Raw genomic sequence first — 16,568 nt, 5'->3', positions numbered from 1 at the left:
ATAGACAAAATGTTTAGTACAGGGCAGTGGATATTTGCGGGGCTTTTTCTGATTACTTTTATTATAGTAATGGTCTTTATGTATCGAAAGGATTTAAAATTACATCGAAAATATTATAAAAATAGCATTTATGTCTTAATAGGCTTTATTGCATTTATAGCCTTACTCTTTGTAATTAAGCTTTATCTTAACAAGTAGGCTGTCGGCTATTTTCTTATATTAGCACCAATTGTGATATCTTAACCTATGAAAATTTTTAAATATCTACTTTTTTTACTTCTTATCGTTCTTATTGGAGGTTCTATTTATATAGCAACTAAAGATGGAGATTTTAAGGTCGAAGAAACACAGGTCTTCGATGCTCCACAAGAATTGATTTTTAATGAGGTTAATGATTTTAAAAATTGGGAATATTGGGCAGCCTGGTCTACATCTTCAGAAGCAACAGTTAATTATGGCGATATTATTAAAGGTGTTGGAGCTTCTTACGAATGGGAAAGTGATGATATTGGTGAAGGACAATTAAAAACAATAGAGACTAAACCTTTTACACAAATTATCCAGAAAATTAAGATTTCAAATCTTTTGGGTGAGGATCATAGTAAAGTATCATGGAATTTTGAACCTATTGAAAATGATCAAACCAAGGTTACTTGGATCATGGAAGGATCACAAAGCTTCAAAGAAAAATTCCTGTCATTGTTCGAAGATCGATCACTTTCTGAAATGATGCAGCCTAAACTAAGTGCAGGTTTGACAGCGATGCAGCAGGTCATAGATAACAAAATGAATGAATATAACATTAGCGTTGATGGTGTTGTGAATCATGGTGGCGGTTATTATATGTATATGACGACTGCAAGCAAAATAAGCCAAGTAAACAGTAAAATGCAACCAATGGTTACCCAAGTATCAAATTTCATGGAAACTCAGGGTTTTGAGAAATTAGGTAATCCTGTTGTCATTTATAACGAATGGAATCAATCTAACAATTCTGCAATTTTTTCTGCTGGTTATTTCACTCCAAACGAAGTTCGTACCCCTATAGATGCTGATGTTTTGAATGGTAGTATGCCGAATCAAAAGGTATTAAAAACGGTACTCAAGGGGAAATATGATAATATTGAAGAAGCCTGGAAAAAAGCGTATCAATACATTGATAACAACGGACTTGAAATTGCTGAAAGTGCTAAACCTTTTGAAGTATACCAAACCAATCCTATAGAAACTGCTAATCCTGCAGAATGGATTACAAATATTTACATCCCGATAAAGGAGATAGAAAATGATTAAAAGTGCATTGCTGGTATTTTTGGGAGGTGGCTTAGGCAGCGTTTGTCGTTATTTAATTAGCAGAGCATTGAACAGCACCGGAACTAATTTGCCCTGGGGGACATTTACTGTAAATATTCTAGGCAGCTTTTTGATCGGATTATTTCTTGGCATTGCGATAAAAAATAATACACTTAATAGCGCTACTAATTTAATTCTGGCTACAGGATTTTGTGGTGGCTTCACTACTTTCTCGACCTTTTCTTTTGAAAATCAAGCACTTTTAAGATCTGGTGACTACTATAATTTTGTGATTTATGCACTTGCAACACTAATTATTGGTATTTCTTCAACCTTTTTTGGCCTATTTCTTTCCAAAATTAGCTAATAGCCATTAAAAACTTTCTACTGAAAACTTACATTTCGTCATTTTAATTATTTACCCCATAAAATGTTAGGGGTAATATTCTCATATTCACATTAATTTAAGCTTACCCCCTCTTTATTTAACTTTATTTAAGAATTTTTAATACTTTTAAATCACTAAACCTGAAATTCTTATGAAGAAAATTGAAGCTATTATCAGAAAGTCAAAATTTGACGAAGTAAAAAAAGCCTTGCACAGCTCTGAGGTTGTTTTTTTTACGTACTGGGATGTAACAGGGGTTGGAAACGAAAAACAAGGACATGTATATCGCGGGGTATCTTACAGCACTGCCGATATCCAAAGAAGAAAATTGTCCATAACCGTTTCTGACGAATTCCTGGACAAAACCATAAATGCCATTTTAGAATCTGCTTATACCGGTTCTGTTGGCGACGGTAAAATTTTCGTTTCTACCATAGACGAAGCTTACCGTATACGTACGAAAGAAAAAGGAACCGACTCCCTTAAATAATTAACTAACTAAGAAATAACGAAATTATTATGGAAACAGATGCTGTATTAGATTTAATGTGGATTATAATTTGTGGAATACTTGTTTTCTTTATGCAGGCAGGTTTTACACTTGTTGAAGCCGGATTCACGCGAGCAAAGAATACCTCTAACATTATTATGAAAAACCTTATGGATCTTTCTGTGGGGTCTTTAGCTTTTTGGGCTATTGGATATACAATCATGTATGGTGATTCTATTGGTAGCTTTATAGGAACACCTAGTTTATTTTATGATGTTCGTGGAGACATGCATAATTTATTTTTCCAGACAGTTTTTTGCGCGACAGCCGCAACGATTGTATCTGGTGCTATCGCAGAGAGAACAAAATTCTCTACATACTTGATTTTCTCTTTATTATTAACAACTGTAATTTATCCTATCTCGGGCCATTGGGTATGGCAAGGAGACGGTTGGTTAACCGGTCTTGGGTTTATTGATTTTGCAGGCTCTACCGTAGTACACTCAGTAGGTGGTTGGGCAGCTTTGGTTGCCGCTGCTTTAGTAGGACCTCGTATCGGTAAATATACTGACGGAAAATCTAATGCATTACCTGGTCACAATATGCTTTACGGTGCACTTGGGGTATTTATCTTATGGTTAGGTTGGTTCGGTTTTAATCCGGGTTCTGAACTTGCAATTTCTGGTGACAGTGCTAACAATGTTGCCGGTATTGTAATCACTACGAACCTTGCAGCCGCAGCCGGTGCTGTTGTTGCCTTATTCCTTACCTGGATTAGATATGGCAAAGCCGATATTTCAATGACCTTAAACGGTGCCTTAGCTGGTCTTGTAGGAATCACTGCAGGATGTGCGGCAGTAGACCCTATGGGAGCATTTATAATCGGAATCGTATCTGGTATTGTTGTAGTATTCTCTATCGAATTTATTGATAAGGTACTTAAGATCGATGATCCTGTGGGAGCAATCTCTGTGCATGGTGTTGTTGGTGCTGTAGGTACATTATTAGTAGGAGTTTTTGCTACTGATGGCGGACTGCTTTACGGTGGAGGATTTGCACAACTTGGTGTACAGGCTATTGGTGTAGTCTCTATCGGGGCTTGGGCAATGATTACAACCTTTATCTTACTTTCTATTCTTAAAGCTGTTATGGGACTAAGAGTTACAGAGAAAGAGGAACTTGATGGATTAGATATTCACGAGCATGGTATAGATTCTTATCCAGAATTTGGTAGAGATAAATAACATTTGCTATTCCATTATTAAAACATAACAAACACACACGTTTACTTTTACAGACTGAAAAATAAAAAAGGAGCACTTGGCGGAGTGCTCCCATTTTGAGAATTTTTCATTCTGCTTACTATTAATTCATTTTTGTCGAACAAACTAATTCATGTAAACATGTCAAAATTCAATTTTGCAAATATCCGACTTTTTCTAGTATTATCAATGGTAACCGTACTAAATGTAGATGTACAGGCTCAGGAAGAAGAAGAGGAAAGTTTTTTATCGAAAATCAGTATTTCAGGTACTGTAGACGCTTACTACCGTGCTAATTTCAATGGCCTTAATAAAGAAGACGTAAATGATGCTGGTGACGAATTTCTTGGTACCGCACCGGGTTCTTCTTTCGCAAATTTACCAGGATTTGCTTTAGGTATGGCCAACGTTATTATTGGTTACGAAGGAGAAAAAGTTGGTTTTGTAGCCGATCTTGTATATGGCCCACGAGGAGCCGATGCAGTTTTCAATTCTCCACAGGCAGGCGATTTTTATAGATCCTCAAACATTATTAACCAATTATACATGTATTATAATGTAAGTGATAATGTTAGATTAACTTTGGGTAACTTTAATACCTTCCTTGGTTACGAAGTAATTTCTCCCGCAGCTAATTTCAACTATTCAACCTCCTACTTATTCTCTTATGGTCCTTTTTCTCATACAGGTTTAAAAGCAGATTTCACCATAGATGAAAATTGGAGTGCTATGTTAGCAGTAATGAACCCTACAGATTATACAGAATATAATCCAATTGGAAAATATTCCTTTGGAGGTCAGTTAGGGTATTCCAACGATGCCGGTAGCGCTTACCTTAATTTAATTTACGGGGAACAAACAATGGCTGATGATGCATTGTTTCAAATAGATCTTACTACAGGTTGGGACTTAAGTGATACATTCTATTTAGGTTTTAATGGTTCTTATCAAACAACAGACGGTGCAGGTTTTGCAGGTGCTGCAATCTATCCACAAATAAGCACTTCAGATAGTTTCGCTATTGGATTAAGAGCTGAGTATTTTAATGAATTAGAAGATGGCGGAGTGGTTTATAACGCCGATGCTACTACTACTGCATTCACTTTAACTGGAAGTTACACTTACGGAAATTTGATAGTAAAACCTGAATTAAGATTAGATAGCGTAGATGGTGCTGAACCATTTGTAGATTCTGACCTTATGCCACAAGATAATTTATCATCTTTTATAATTGCAGCGATTTATTCATTCTAACGATCAGAAATCAACAATTAACTAACCAATTTACTAATGCATATTGATATGCATCCTGTCATTGCTTAATAAGCCTTTACTCCTGCAGAGATCTTCAAATCAAGATTATTCTCTGTAGGAGGAACAGGACAGGAATAGCCTCCGCTATACGCACAATATGGATTATAAGCTTTATTGAAATCTAAGATTATTTCTTTTGTTCCTTCTTTAGGAATTTTTAAGTCAATATATCTTCCTCCAGCATAAGAACCTTTTCCGTTTGTGTCATCTGTAAAAGGTAAAAATAGATAATCAAAATATTTAGGATCATCTTTTAAAGTCTGACTTTGATAAACAGCTAGTTTTAATTCTTTTCCCTTCAGTGTAAAATATAAATCTGCATACTTTACATAAATTGGTTGACGATCAGAGGATGTTTGCATTCTGAAAGGAGACTCAAGAGCTGTTCTTACAAAGGTTGCTTCAACTATAAATGAGGTATCAATTTCATAAAAATCATGTCCTTTAAACGCTAAACGTTCTTCTTCAGATAAAGGGGATTCTTCAGGGCTTCGATATTCTTCATTTAAATGTTCCTGAAATGTTTTTATCTGATCAATAGGATCTTTAGTTTTTTCTTGGCAGAAACTAGAAAAAATAGTTCCGAATAAAATTAAAATTAATGGCAGCTTTTTCATCGAATATTAATTTTGTTCCGTTGAATTTTCTTCTGACTGTTCTTCTGTATCAAAAACAAGATACTTTGCAGTTCCACCATATTTTTCAATCATTTGATTAAACTCATTACTCATCTGAAGATCGAGAACTCCTTCAAGTTCATAAAGTTTCGGAAAGTTGTCATAACCTGTCTTCAATAAATCTTCCAGATACAACATCGCAGTTTGGTAGTCCCCATCGTGGCCCGCCAACTGTATAATGCTTAAGTATCCATCTGGATTTTCCTTATCGACAATTGTTTTTAATATAGAGATGTAGATTTTTTGGTCTAAAAAAGTTTCAGAAGAAATTAAATCTTTATAAGTACTTCCAATAATTGTATTTAAATAACCTTCTAATCGAAAAGCTTTATTTCTTTCAAGTAAATCATTATTCGATTTCCCTTCTTCAAGATTATCTATTTGAGAAGCCCACCAACCTATATTTTCGAAATTTGCTGTATACACATCGGTTTCCAAAAAATAAGTGTAATCTTCACGTTGCAGCATTTCCTCCTCTTTAACGGTATACCAATTACGGCGCTGCTGCTTAAAAGCTTTATTTCTTCTAATACTTTTTTTCAATTCTTTTAATTGATCATCAAAACGATCATATTCTTCAAATTTATCTTCCGCTTTTTTAAGCTGTACCCAGGCTGTATAATAAGAACGCTCTCTACGTAAAGATTCTATAGCAGCAATTTCGCTTTCAAAAATTTTATTCACCAAAGAATCGTCTTTTTGGCGTTTTTCTTCTTTAATGGCATTCAATGTAAAACTAGCAACAGCATTGTAAATCGTATTGGCATCTGGCCAGCTTTCAGGACCACCTTCAAAATAATTAATTTCTGAAGGGAAATCTTCATCTTTTAAAAAATCATTAATATTCACTATAGAATAACGCGTGTAATCTTTAGTTCCTACGATAGCTGAAAAAGAATAGGATGTTTTTCTATTTTCCGTAAATTCAGTATTTATCCATGCATTGTTAATCGCTAAAACTCCATTTACCCTTTCGTTTACTAGAGGCAAAGCCGAAGCAATCTGGCCAGCATCATTGAAACCCGCAATGTAAAGTGAATTAGGATCTACGGGAACAGTTCTATAAAAACTATTCATAAACTCTAGCGTCTGCTTAAGGTTATTCTCTATGGAAGCATCATCTATTTTTCGATTACTCGACGCAACTACATAAGATTGCTCCTCGGCTGTTTTTCTAAATAATTGAACAGATTGCCTGGCATTTCCATCTGGATCTATAATAAAAATTACTGCAGGTGGATTTTTAGAATCATAATTCTGCGGGAGATAAACTGCATAGGTTCCTTCTATAGAATCGTTTATTCTTATATTATCGGTAACATCCCCTTTTTTCAATCTAATCTCCTGCGAATTCATCGTAACTGAGAAGAAGAAACTAAAGAAAATAATTATAACTTTTTTCAAATACATAGGTGTATATTTAATTCTAGTAAATATAGTATGTTTTAAATTTAATGCATAAAAAAAGCTTTCACTAAAGTGAAAGCCTAAATTCTATATAAAATCGATAATTTTTATCTCTTTTTAATTCGTTGCAGTTTTAATTTCTTATTTGGGAAAAACATTTCTGACAGCAAAGAAATTACGAAAATGTCGGCAGTAATTAAACAAACAACACGTATAACCTCAATCCCCGTAAATCGTAGTCCTGTAAAACCTACTAACCCTGAAGTTACGGCAAGAACTAAAAACAACACTGTATACTTTTTCATAACAATTTTTTATTTGTTCAAAGATACAACCAGAAAGCTAAACATTTTATTAAAAAAAATTCAATTTGCCTAAATTTAACTAATGCTATACACTAATTTAACAATGCGAAATTTAGGACGTTCTATTCCTGATTTTGCTTTGTGAGAATCTGAACTCTAAAGTATATTTGCAAGACTAAAATTATCGTATTGCAACAAGGACACTCTCATAATTATTTTGGATCATATCGCGATTTTTGGTGGAACAAAGGATTTCTTGATCTCACTGCACAGCGTTTAGAATTGAGTAAATATTCTAATATGCTAGATGTTGGTTGTGGCCAGGGTCATTGGACTAAAACGTTGGCACCCTATTTAGCTCCGGAAGCTAAAATTACCGCTATCGATAATGATGAGAACTGGTTTAAAAGTAATATGGAATTAGAGCATTACTTCAGTATATCTCAAGTCGATTTCAGTTTGAAGAAAGGAGATGCCGAGGATATTCCTTTTGATGACGAAACTTTTGATCTGGTAACCTGCCAAACCGTTTTGATTCATCTTAAAAATCCGAAAAAGGCTTTGAGCGAAATGACTCGTGTACTAAAGCCGAATGGATTATTACTTTGCGTAGAGCCAAACAATATCGTACAAACGCTTACCAAAAATTCTATTTCTCAAAACGATAGTATCGATGAAACTTTAGATCACATCAAATACCGACTGATTATCGAAAAAGGAAAGAAAAAATTGGGAGAAGGAGATAACTCTTTGGGAGATTTGTTACCCGGTTGGTTTGCTATGGAAACGATGAAGGATATTCAGGTACGTTTATCAGACAAAGCGATTGCTATGTATCCGCCTTATGATAATAAAGAGCAGATCGCTACGCTTAAGCAATGGATGCAGGGAAGCGCCTGGAAATCTGAAACTCGAAAGGACATCGATTATTTTAATGCCGCGGGAGAAGAATATATGCCATTTTATTTTGAATATCAGGAAAAGTACGACACACGATCAGACCATATTATGGGTGCGGTACAACGGGAAAAATACCATGCCGCCGGTGGCTCATTGATGTATCTTGTAAGCGGAATTAAGTAATATTGCGGTTTCTTACCGGTGCATGCTCAATCACATTCGATAAAATAATGTGTGTTTTTGTTTCGCCGTAGGTAATTAATTTATCGATAAAAACTTCTAAATGTCCCTGATCCAGGAATATTACTTCCATTATAATGTTCTCATTACCTGTAATTCGGTAGCAATTAATTACTTCTTTAAACTCGGTTACTTTTTCTAAAAAAGGTTTTAGTCTACCCATAAAAGCACGCAACGTAATAATCGCTTTTAAATGATGTCCTGTTTTTTGGTAAGAAACTTCGGTTTTATAACCTTTGATCACCCCGGCATCTTCCATTTTCTTTACCCTTTCGGCTACTGCGGGCGAGCTTAAACCTACTTTCCTACCGATTTCAGAAAAAGAATATCTAGCATTTTGCTGAAGTAAATCCAGAATAGCCCAATTCAATTTATCTACATTCATATTTAAAGCATTTTGAGCAAATATATTTAAAATCTAAGGGATTTTGTGAATTTGGCTTTAATATGTAAATACAGAGTAATCAAATTCTCGGTAATTTTATAGTAGAAATTCCCGAATTATGAATGCTTACCAACTGCCTGTTTATCAAAAAGCGCTTGAAATTTTTAAAATATCAAGTGCCGTTTCCTCTTATTTCTCTAACAATCGTCACGTTATTGAAATGGAAATATCTTCAGTTCCGGCTCATAATTATGCAGGAAGATTGGTGACCGAATCTTTGCAACTTGCTCCAGGTATAGCAGGAGTGGTAACTGCGCGCAGTATCGAAGTTAAGCAAAGACGCATAGAAAGAATAAAAAAAGCGGCAAAAAGAATTAAATCTAATTGCCGCAATATCGAGATTACCGGTATTAAAGAAACCGAATTTTTAGATCTACTTCGAAAAGAAATTCATCATTTTGAGCATTTAGTTTCAGATTGGCTGCACCACGATCACAAATAATATTTTCTAAGAATTATTCAAAGAAAGCCAATTTTATACCTTCAATAAGCATATTGGTACCAATAATTGCGATGATTAATCCCATAATCTTTTCAACCACTACAATTTTGTTTTGTCCAATATAACGCACTAAGTAATCACTGGATAAAAATGCAAGATGATTTAACCACATAATTAAACCGAACATTACCAAAATCACTAATAATTCTAAATAACCAGCGTTTGTAGTGTAGTTCATTGCGGTTACAATAGACCCTGGTCCTGCCAAAATCGGGATAGCTAACGGCGAGGTAGAAATACCTTCGTTAAAGTTTACTTCGCTCTGGTTATCAATACTAGATTCTTGCGCACGAATCATCTCGAAACCTACAAAGAAAATAAGTAGCCCTCCGGTAATTTTAAACGCCGGAATTGTTAAGCCAAAAAGACTAAAAATATATTTTCCTAAAATCACAAAGCCAGAAACAATGATAAAAGCCGTAATTGTGGCTTTTTTTGAAATCTTTTTTCGCGTTTTACGGTCGGCCTGCTTCGTTAAACTAATGAAAACAGGTATGTTACCAATTGGGCTATTAATTGCAAAGAAACCGGTAAACACCGCAATTGCAAATAACCAAACATTCTCTATCACTGCCAGTTGTTTTAAAAATTATTACTGAAAAGCCCTTCTAAAAAGCCGGCAAAAGTAGATTGGAATTATCGATTTACAAACAAAAAAATCATCTTTTTTCAAATTAATAAAAGATGATTTTTAATGCTGATTTTCAGTGACTTCAATTAAGATTTTACTGAATAACTTTTCTGGTTTAAAATTACATATTTCGGCGATATTGTCCACCTACTTCAAACATCGCATTGGTGATCTGCCCAAGACTACACACTTTAGTCGCTTCCATCAAAATTTCGAAGATATTTTCATTTTGGACTGCTGCCTCTTGAATGGCTTCCAAAACTTCTTCGGCTTTGGTTTCCTTTGCTTTATGTAAGGTTTCTAAAGTTTTAATTTGATGTTGCTTTTCTTCTTCCGTTGCTCTAATCACTTCTCCCGGAGTAACCGTTGGCGAACCTGTAGAACTTAAAAATGTATTTACACCAATAATTGGATAATCTCCATTATGCTTTAAAGTTTCGTAATACAAACTTTCTTCCTGAATTTGCCCACGCTGATACATGGTTTCCATAGCTCCTAAAACGCCACCTCTTTCAGTAATCCGATCAAATTCGGCATACACTGCTTCTTCAACCAAATCGGTTAATTCTTCAATAATAAATGAACCTTGAATTGGATTTTCATTTTTCGCTAATCCTAATTCCTTATTAATAATAAGCTGAATCGCCATAGCGCGTCTTACTGAAGCTTCTGTTGGCGTGGTAATCGCTTCATCATAGGCATTGGTATGTAACGAATTACAGTTATCGTTAATTGCATACAAGGCCTGAAGCGTAGTTCTTATATCATTAAAATCGATTTCCTGAGCATGCAGTGATCGTCCTGAAGTTTGAATATGATATTTCAGCATTTGCGCTCTAGAATTTGCGCCATACTTATTTTTTAAAGCTTTAGACCAAATTTTACGAGCTACACGACCAATTACGGCATATTCGGGATCTACACCGTTGCTAAAGAAAAAGGATAAATTAGGACCAAACTTATTAATATCCATCCCTCGGCTTAAGTAATATTCTACATAAGTAAAACCATTTGCGAGTGTAAATGCTAGCTGTGTAATCGGGTTTGCTCCAGCTTCAGCAATATGATATCCTGAAATAGAAACTGAATAAAAATTACGAACTTTCTCTTTGATGAAGTATTCCTGAACATCGCCCATTAAACGCAACGCATATTCCGTAGAAAAAATACAGGTATTTTGTGCCTGATCTTCTTTTAAGATATCGGCTTGTACGGTTCCACGAACCGAAGCTAAAGTATTTATTTTTATTTCCTGATAAATTTCCTTCGGAAGGATTTGATCGCCAGTTACTCCTAAAAGCATTAAGCCTAAACCATTATTTCCTTCTGGCAATTCTCCCTTATAACTAGGACGATCGATATCCTGATCGTCATAAAGTTCTTTTAGCTTTGCTTCAACCTGATCTTCTAATTCATTTTCTTTTATGTATTTCTCACATTGCTGATCGATTGCTGCATTCATAAAAAATCCAAGCAACATCGGCGCCGGCCCATTAATCGTCATACTTACCGATGTAAATGCATCGGCTAAATCGAAACCAGAATACAACTTTTTAGCATCATCTAAACAGCAAATCGAAACTCCGGCGTTACCAATTTTACCATAAATATCAGGACGATGATCTGGATCGTTACCGTAAAGCGTAACCGAATCGAAAGCAGTAGACAAACGTTTTGCCGGCAAGCCTAAACTTACGTAATGAAATCTTCGGTTAGTACGTTCTGGCCCGCCTTCTCCTGCAAACATCCTTGTAGGATCTTCTCCTTGGCGTTTAAACGGATATAAACCTGAAGTGTACGGAAATTCTCCCGGTACATTTTCTTGCAAACTCCATTGCAAAATATCACCCCAAGCCGAATACTTTGGTAAAGCAACTTTAGGAATTTGCGTATGCGAAAGCGACTCGGTATGTGTTTCTATCTTAATTTCTTTATCACGTACTTTAAACGAATAAATTGGATTTACGTATTTATTTACTTTCTCCTGCCAACCTAAAATAATCTCCCAGTTGTATGGATCTAAATCCATTTTTACACGATCAAACTCTTTAAATAATAAGCCTAAAAATTCATGTTTTTCGGTTTGATGGTCATCTAAAAATTCTTCTTGTACAAGGCCGTTTTTATCTAAATGCGCATTATATTTTTCTTCGGAAATATTCGAAACACTTAAAATGGTCTTATAAATTCCGTAGAGTTTTTGTGCAATATCAGCTTGCTTTACCGCAGTTTCATTGTATAACCGATTGTTATCAGCAATTTCAGAAAGATATCGCGTTCGTTTTGGCGGAATAACAAAAATCTTCTCGCTCATTTCTCGAGTAACTTCAAAAGTAGATTTTAATTTTGAAGCTGTCTTTTCATCAATCGTATCCATTATCTTTCGATACAAAGTATTCATACCGGGATCGTTAAACTGAGAAGCTATCGTTCCAAAAACCGGAAGCTTTTCAGCATCTTCATGCCATAATTGATGATTGCGCTGATATTGTTTTTTTACATCTCGTAGTGCATCTGGCGCGCCACGTTTATCGAATTTGTTAATAGCTACCAAATCGGCAAAATCTAACATATCGATTTTCTCAAGCTGAGTTGCCGCACCAAATTCAGGCGTCATTACATATAAAGAAACATCGCAATGATCGATTATTTCAGTATCAGATTGGCCAATTCCAGAAGTTTCTAAAACAATAAGATCATATTCTGCTTTCTTCAATACTTCAACAGCTTCCTGAACATATTTAGACAATGCCAAATTGCTTTGTCTTGTTGCCAAAGAACGCATATATACATGCGGATGATTAATAGCATTCATCCTAATTCTATCCCCAAGCAAAGCTCCGCCGGTTTTTTTCTTTGAAGGATCTACCGAAACAATTCCTATATGTTTCTCCGGAAAATCGCTTAAAAAGCGTCGCACTAATTCGTCTACCAAACTAGATTTCCCGGCTCCACCAGTTCCTGTAATCCCAAGAACCGGAATGTTTTTTTCAGTTTTAGGAACGGCATTAAAATGAGTTTCGAATTCAGAATGCTTATTTTCAGCAAGAGAAATTAATCTTGCAACAGTGTTTGTGTTTTTGGATTTTAGACTTTCCGCGATATTAATAGTTTCAGGAAGAGAAGGAACTTCATTATCTACCGTCTTCACCAAATCGTTAATCATCCCTTGTAATCCAAGCTCTCTTCCATCGTCGGGAGCATAAATTCTCGTAATTCCGTATTGCTGAAGTTCTTTAATTTCTTCCGGAAGAATTACACCTCCGCCTCCACCAAAAATCTTGATATGACCGGCATTTTTTTCCTGCAACAAATCGTACATATATTTAAAATACTCGGTATGCCCGCCTTGATAACTTGTCATCGCAATAGCATGCGCATCTTCTTGTATGGCGCAATTCACAACCTCATCTACACTGCGATCGTGACCAAGATGGATTACTTCTACCCGGTGGACTGTATAATCCGACGCATAATATTTATCGCTGCATCGTGACCATCAAAAAGCGAAGCCGCGGTTACAATTCTTATTTTATTTTTAGGTATATAGGGAGACTGTTGTTCCATTTTCAATAAAGTCTTAATTTACAACCTGCAATTTACGAAAATTGTAAATAATTTTTGATTATTATGAAAAAAGCACAAAACTGAACTACAGTTAGTGCAATTAAAGTGATTAAGGTAATTTTACTATTCGTCCAGGCGATACTCGAGGACTCCTTTTACAGCAACTCGATTAGTTAGAATTATTTCTATACAAAACAAGCAATATGGCTAAAGTTACATTACTTATAAATTGCAAAGATACTAGCGGAATCATCGCTGCTATCACCAATTTTTTTAATGACAGAAACGGAAATATTGTTTATATCGACCAATATGTAGATACTGAAAACGGTATTTTCTTTATGCGTTTAGAAAATGAGTTTTCTGAACGTTTTGATATTGCTGAAATAAGGGCAGGTTTTGAAACTCATATTGCTGAAAAATACAACATGAATTGGAAAATTTATGCTGAAGAACGAATCCTGAAAATGGCTGTTTTTGTATCAAAATATGATCATTGCCTTTATGATATTCTGGGTAGATATAAAGCCGGTGAACTTGGTGTTGAAATACCATTTATTCTAAGCAATCATGCCGAACTTGAACCTATTGCCAAAGCATTTGAGATCCCTTTTTACCATGTTCCTGTAACTAAAGCTACTAAAGCCGAAGCAGAGCAAAAACAATTGGCATTATTGAAAGAATTTGAAGTTGATTTTATTGTTTTGGCGCGTTACATGCAAATTATTTCTGATGAGCTTATTGCTGAATTTCCTAATAATATTATCAATATTCATCATTCATTTTTACCAGCTTTCGCTGGCGCCAAACCATATCATTCAGCTTACAAACGCGGAGTAAAGATTATTGGTGCTACCTGCCATTATGTTACTGCCGAATTAGATGCTGGACCGATTATCGAACAGGATATTGCTCGCATTTCGCATTCGCACTCTATTAAAGATTTAATTTTAAAAGGTCGGGATTTAGAAAAAATTGTTTTTTCTCGCGGAATAAAACTTCATATTCAACGAAAAACTATGGTATTTAATAATAAGACCGTCATTTTTACATAGAAAAAGCGCCCGGAATTGGGCGCTTTTTAGTTTCTATGACAACAGAAATAATTACTGCATAAATTGATTCCTATCAATCTCTATTCCCAATCCACTTGCAATTCTTGCACCTAATTCGGCATCTGCTCTAAACCATTGCCACAACTGGCGCATAATGATTTCATCTTTCTTCTCTCCAGAAATCTAACTCAAAGATCCAACTGTGTTTGAAACTAAATTAGATTTTGCTTCTTCGTTCATCACTCGGTATAAATTACCCGGTTGTGTGTAGTTCATTCTTAAATATTATATTTGAAAAAAATCCCAATGAAAAAGATCTTTAGCCTAATTCTAGTATTCACATTAGTATCCTGTTCAGAACTTCAAAATATAGCAAGCCAGTTACCGCAGAGTGGTTATGGTGTTTCAAATAACGAGATTGCTTCAGGCTTACGCCAAGCCTTAGATTTTGGGATCGATAAGCAAGTAACCAAGTTAACGCAGGAAGATGGCTTCTTCAGAAATGAATTAGTTAGAATTGCGCTTCCGCCGGAATTACAAAAAGTAGATAAAACCTTAAGAGATGTTGGTTTAGGAAGTTTAGCCGATCAAGGTCTAAAAGTATTAAATCGCGCTGCCGAGGATGCCGTGAAAGAAGCAACTCCTATTTTTGTTGATGCAGTAAAAGGCATCACGTTTAATGATGCTCGCACGATTCTTTTAGGACAGGAAGATGCTGCCACTCAATATTTAGTTGGCAGAACGAAAACACAACTTTACGATAAATTTAATCCGGTAATTACCAATTCTCTAGAAAAAGTTGGAGCGTTATCTGTTTGGAGCAATATAATTGAAAAGTACAATAGCATTCCACTAACAAGAAATGTAAATCCCGATCTTGCGGACTATGTTACTACTGAAGCATTGCAAGGCGTTTACACGATGATTGCGGTAGAAGAAAAAGATATTAGAACCGATCTTTCGGCAAGATCAACAGAGTTACTTCGACGTGTATTTTCACTTCAAGACTAAAGACTCAAAATTTATTTAACAGTTTACCTGTATTTATCCTAAACTTTAAATTAACATTAACTGGTAGTTAGCAAATCTTAAAAACACCTCATTGTATCTTTGCGATATTGATGAAGAAATTTAGGAGAATGTTTAAAATACTAAGACAAAAATCGAAAGAAGAATGCATGTGTGAGAAATACACCCAGCTAATGCATAAAGCCTATAAGTTGGCACTTGTAGATAAAGAGCGTAGTGATAGAATTAACGCTAAAGCAAAAAAGATATTGCAGGAATTGCGAAGAATGCATTATCCTGAAGTTGAAAATTGGGCAACTGAATAAATAAAATAATCTATAGCTTTTTCTAATCTCGATCCATACCAACTAAAATATTCTCCGTCTACTTTAATAGCGTTTAATCCCAATATTCTTAATTGCACTACATGATCATCGTTAAAAGGAAAAGGTTCACTAGATAACAAAACCATATCTGGAGCATATTCTTTTAACTGCTCTAAACTAACCTCTGGATATCTCGTTGATACAATTTTATTTTCCAACTTATTTAATTGCAGTAATTCATTGATAAAAGTATCACTACCTGCAGCCATATATGGATCCTTCCAAATTAAATAAACGCAAGATTCCCATTTTTTATTCTGAATTTTTTCTGAAAGAATTTGTAATTTACTTTCAATTTTACTTACAAAAAATTCAGCTTCCTTTTCAGCATTGAAGAGTTTTCCATATTCTGTAATAAGTTGAAGCGATTGCGCTACACCAGAAACCTCAGAAACATGAACAGGAGCAATTTTCTCTAATTCCGCTACCATTTCTTTGGTATTTTCTTCCTTATTACATAAAATAATATCAGGATTTAGCTCTGCGATTTTATCGAAATGAACTGATTTTGTACCGCCGACGACTAATTTCTGTTTTCGAAGATTTTCGGGATGAATGCAAAATTTAGTTATGCCAACTAAACTATCTATCAATCCCAGATCGACCAGAAGTTCTGTTTGGCTAGGCACCAAAGAAACTATACGTTTCGGAGTGTTAGGAAAAGATAATTTTCGGCCTAAATGATCAAAAATGACCAT

The 16,568-nt window shown here is 35.0% G+C and carries 17 protein-coding genes and 1 pseudogene; 10 read left to right on the top strand and 8 right to left on the bottom strand.

Translation table 11 applies throughout. The features are described from left to right. The first annotated feature begins 246 nt into the window (after positions 1–246). From QWY91_RS00450 to QWY91_RS00430, 5 genes are all read left to right on the top strand, one after another. Entirely contained in the window at positions 247–1,293 is a 1,047-nt protein-coding gene (locus QWY91_RS00450) for an SRPBCC family protein (protein ID WP_290230586.1), read from the top strand. Next, positions 1,286–1,660, top strand: a complete 375-nt coding sequence (gene crcB / locus QWY91_RS00445; RefSeq protein ID WP_290230584.1) for a fluoride efflux transporter CrcB — start codon at positions 1,286–1,288, stop codon at positions 1,658–1,660. Before QWY91_RS00450 ends, crcB begins: the two co-directional genes overlap by 8 nt. A 172-nt stretch (positions 1,661–1,832) precedes the next feature. Next, positions 1,833–2,171: a P-II family nitrogen regulator gene (locus QWY91_RS00440; protein ID WP_290230582.1), complete on the top strand. Its 339-nt coding sequence runs from the start codon at positions 1,833–1,835 to the stop codon at positions 2,169–2,171. A gap of 29 nt (positions 2,172–2,200) precedes the next feature. Beyond that, positions 2,201–3,415 (top strand): ammonium transporter, encoded by a 1,215-nt coding sequence (locus QWY91_RS00435; RefSeq protein ID WP_290230581.1) that lies wholly within the window; start codon positions 2,201–2,203, stop codon positions 3,413–3,415. Positions 3,416–3,574: 159 nt separating this feature from the next. Then, entirely contained in the window at positions 3,575–4,687 is a 1,113-nt protein-coding gene (locus QWY91_RS00430) for a porin (RefSeq protein WP_290230578.1), read from the top strand. Positions 4,688–4,752: 65 nt separating this feature from the next. On the opposite strand, the gene QWY91_RS00425 is transcribed toward QWY91_RS00430, so the two are convergent. From QWY91_RS00425 to QWY91_RS00415, 3 genes are all read right to left on the bottom strand, one after another. Beyond that, a complete protein-coding gene (locus QWY91_RS00425; RefSeq protein WP_290230575.1) occupies positions 4,753–5,364 on the bottom strand; it encodes a DUF1684 domain-containing protein in 612 nt (203 codons plus the stop codon). A 6-nt stretch (positions 5,365–5,370) separates the two neighbouring features. Continuing rightward, complete coding sequence (locus QWY91_RS00420) at positions 5,371–6,834, bottom strand: hypothetical protein (RefSeq protein WP_290230573.1); 1,464 nt, start codon at positions 6,832–6,834, stop codon at positions 5,371–5,373. A 104-nt stretch (positions 6,835–6,938) separates the two neighbouring features. Continuing rightward, positions 6,939–7,136, bottom strand: coding sequence for a DUF1328 domain-containing protein (locus tag QWY91_RS00415; protein ID WP_290230571.1), 198 nt, complete (start codon positions 7,134–7,136; stop codon positions 6,939–6,941). A 189-nt stretch (positions 7,137–7,325) separates the two neighbouring features. Between QWY91_RS00415 and QWY91_RS00410 the strand changes: the two genes are divergently transcribed. Next, positions 7,326–8,219 (top strand): class I SAM-dependent methyltransferase, encoded by an 894-nt coding sequence (locus QWY91_RS00410; protein ID WP_290230569.1) that lies wholly within the window; start codon positions 7,326–7,328, stop codon positions 8,217–8,219. Here the strand turns inward: QWY91_RS00410 and QWY91_RS00405 are convergent. After that, on the bottom strand, positions 8,212–8,661 hold the full coding sequence (locus QWY91_RS00405) for an Lrp/AsnC family transcriptional regulator (protein ID WP_270060657.1): 450 nt from the start codon (positions 8,659–8,661) through the stop codon (positions 8,212–8,214). The genes QWY91_RS00410 and QWY91_RS00405 overlap by 8 nt on opposite strands. Positions 8,662–8,779: 118 nt before the next feature. Between QWY91_RS00405 and QWY91_RS00400 the strand changes: the two genes are divergently transcribed. Further along, complete coding sequence (locus QWY91_RS00400; protein ID WP_290230561.1) at positions 8,780–9,163, top strand: hypothetical protein; 384 nt, start codon at positions 8,780–8,782, stop codon at positions 9,161–9,163. A gap of 13 nt (positions 9,164–9,176) precedes the next feature. On the opposite strand, the gene QWY91_RS00395 is transcribed toward QWY91_RS00400, so the two are convergent. Together QWY91_RS00395 and QWY91_RS00390 are read right to left on the bottom strand one after the other, a co-directional pair. Next, entirely contained in the window at positions 9,177–9,791 is a 615-nt protein-coding gene (locus QWY91_RS00395; protein ID WP_290237045.1) for a MarC family protein, read from the bottom strand. A gap of 184 nt (positions 9,792–9,975) precedes the next feature. After that, positions 9,976–13,421 (bottom strand): annotated as a pseudogene (locus QWY91_RS00390) (methylmalonyl-CoA mutase family protein). Between the two features lie 203 nt (positions 13,422–13,624). Between QWY91_RS00390 and purU the strand changes: the two are divergent. Next, positions 13,625–14,476 (top strand): formyltetrahydrofolate deformylase, encoded by an 852-nt coding sequence (purU, locus tag QWY91_RS00385; protein ID WP_290230559.1) that lies wholly within the window; start codon positions 13,625–13,627, stop codon positions 14,474–14,476. A gap of 183 nt (positions 14,477–14,659) precedes the next feature. Here purU and QWY91_RS19400 read toward each other — a convergent pair whose 3' ends face one another. Next, positions 14,660–14,752 (bottom strand): catalase-related domain-containing protein, encoded by a 93-nt coding sequence (locus QWY91_RS19400; RefSeq protein WP_386270457.1) that lies wholly within the window; start codon positions 14,750–14,752, stop codon positions 14,660–14,662. A 30-nt stretch (positions 14,753–14,782) separates the two neighbouring features. On the opposite strand from QWY91_RS19400, the gene QWY91_RS00375 reads away from it, so the two are divergent. After that, a complete protein-coding gene (locus tag QWY91_RS00375; RefSeq protein ID WP_290230556.1) occupies positions 14,783–15,487 on the top strand; it encodes a DUF4197 domain-containing protein in 705 nt (234 codons plus the stop codon). Between the two features lie 128 nt (positions 15,488–15,615). Then, on the top strand, positions 15,616–15,810 hold the full coding sequence (locus QWY91_RS00370) for a Lacal_2735 family protein (RefSeq protein ID WP_290230552.1): 195 nt from the start codon (positions 15,616–15,618) through the stop codon (positions 15,808–15,810). Here the strand turns inward: QWY91_RS00370 and QWY91_RS00365 are convergent. Next, positions 15,777–16,568, bottom strand: coding sequence for an ABC transporter substrate-binding protein (locus tag QWY91_RS00365; RefSeq protein WP_290230549.1), 792 nt, complete (start codon positions 16,566–16,568; stop codon positions 15,777–15,779). The genes QWY91_RS00370 and QWY91_RS00365 overlap by 34 nt on opposite strands.

Source organism: Zunongwangia endophytica (assembly GCF_030409505.1).
Taxonomy (GTDB): domain Bacteria; phylum Bacteroidota; class Bacteroidia; order Flavobacteriales; family Flavobacteriaceae; genus Zunongwangia; species Zunongwangia endophytica.
This window is presented reverse-complemented; position numbering and strand designations above follow the sequence as displayed.

Excerpts from the sequence above, each read along its gene's own strand:
- QWY91_RS00450 (WP_290230586.1), top strand. The coding sequence starts at position 247 with ATGAAAATTTTTAAATATCTACTTTTTTTACTTCTTATCGTTCTTATT.
- crcB (WP_290230584.1), top strand. The coding sequence starts at position 1,286 with ATGATTAAAAGTGCATTGCTGGTATTTTTGGGAGGTGGCTTAGGCAGC.
- QWY91_RS00440 (WP_290230582.1), top strand. The coding sequence starts at position 1,833 with ATGAAGAAAATTGAAGCTATTATCAGAAAGTCAAAATTTGACGAAGTA.
- QWY91_RS00435 (WP_290230581.1), top strand. The coding sequence starts at position 2,201 with ATGGAAACAGATGCTGTATTAGATTTAATGTGGATTATAATTTGTGGA.
- QWY91_RS00430 (WP_290230578.1), top strand. The coding sequence starts at position 3,575 with ATGTCAAAATTCAATTTTGCAAATATCCGACTTTTTCTAGTATTATCA.
- QWY91_RS00425 (WP_290230575.1), bottom strand. The coding sequence starts at position 5,364 with ATGAAAAAGCTGCCATTAATTTTAATTTTATTCGGAACTATTTTTTCT.
- QWY91_RS00420 (WP_290230573.1), bottom strand. The coding sequence starts at position 6,834 with ATGTATTTGAAAAAAGTTATAATTATTTTCTTTAGTTTCTTCTTCTCA.
- QWY91_RS00415 (WP_290230571.1), bottom strand. The coding sequence starts at position 7,136 with ATGAAAAAGTATACAGTGTTGTTTTTAGTTCTTGCCGTAACTTCAGGG.
- QWY91_RS00405 (WP_270060657.1), bottom strand. The coding sequence starts at position 8,661 with ATGAATGTAGATAAATTGAATTGGGCTATTCTGGATTTACTTCAGCAA.
- QWY91_RS00400 (WP_290230561.1), top strand. The coding sequence starts at position 8,780 with ATGAATGCTTACCAACTGCCTGTTTATCAAAAAGCGCTTGAAATTTTT.
- purU (WP_290230559.1), top strand. The coding sequence starts at position 13,625 with ATGGCTAAAGTTACATTACTTATAAATTGCAAAGATACTAGCGGAATC.
- QWY91_RS19400 (WP_386270457.1), bottom strand. The coding sequence starts at position 14,752 with ATGAACTACACACAACCGGGTAATTTATACCGAGTGATGAACGAAGAA.
- QWY91_RS00375 (WP_290230556.1), top strand. The coding sequence starts at position 14,783 with ATGAAAAAGATCTTTAGCCTAATTCTAGTATTCACATTAGTATCCTGT.
- QWY91_RS00370 (WP_290230552.1), top strand. The coding sequence starts at position 15,616 with ATGTTTAAAATACTAAGACAAAAATCGAAAGAAGAATGCATGTGTGAG.
- QWY91_RS00365 (WP_290230549.1), bottom strand. The coding sequence starts at position 16,568 with ATGGTCATTTTTGATCATTTAGGCCGAAAATTATCTTTTCCTAACACT.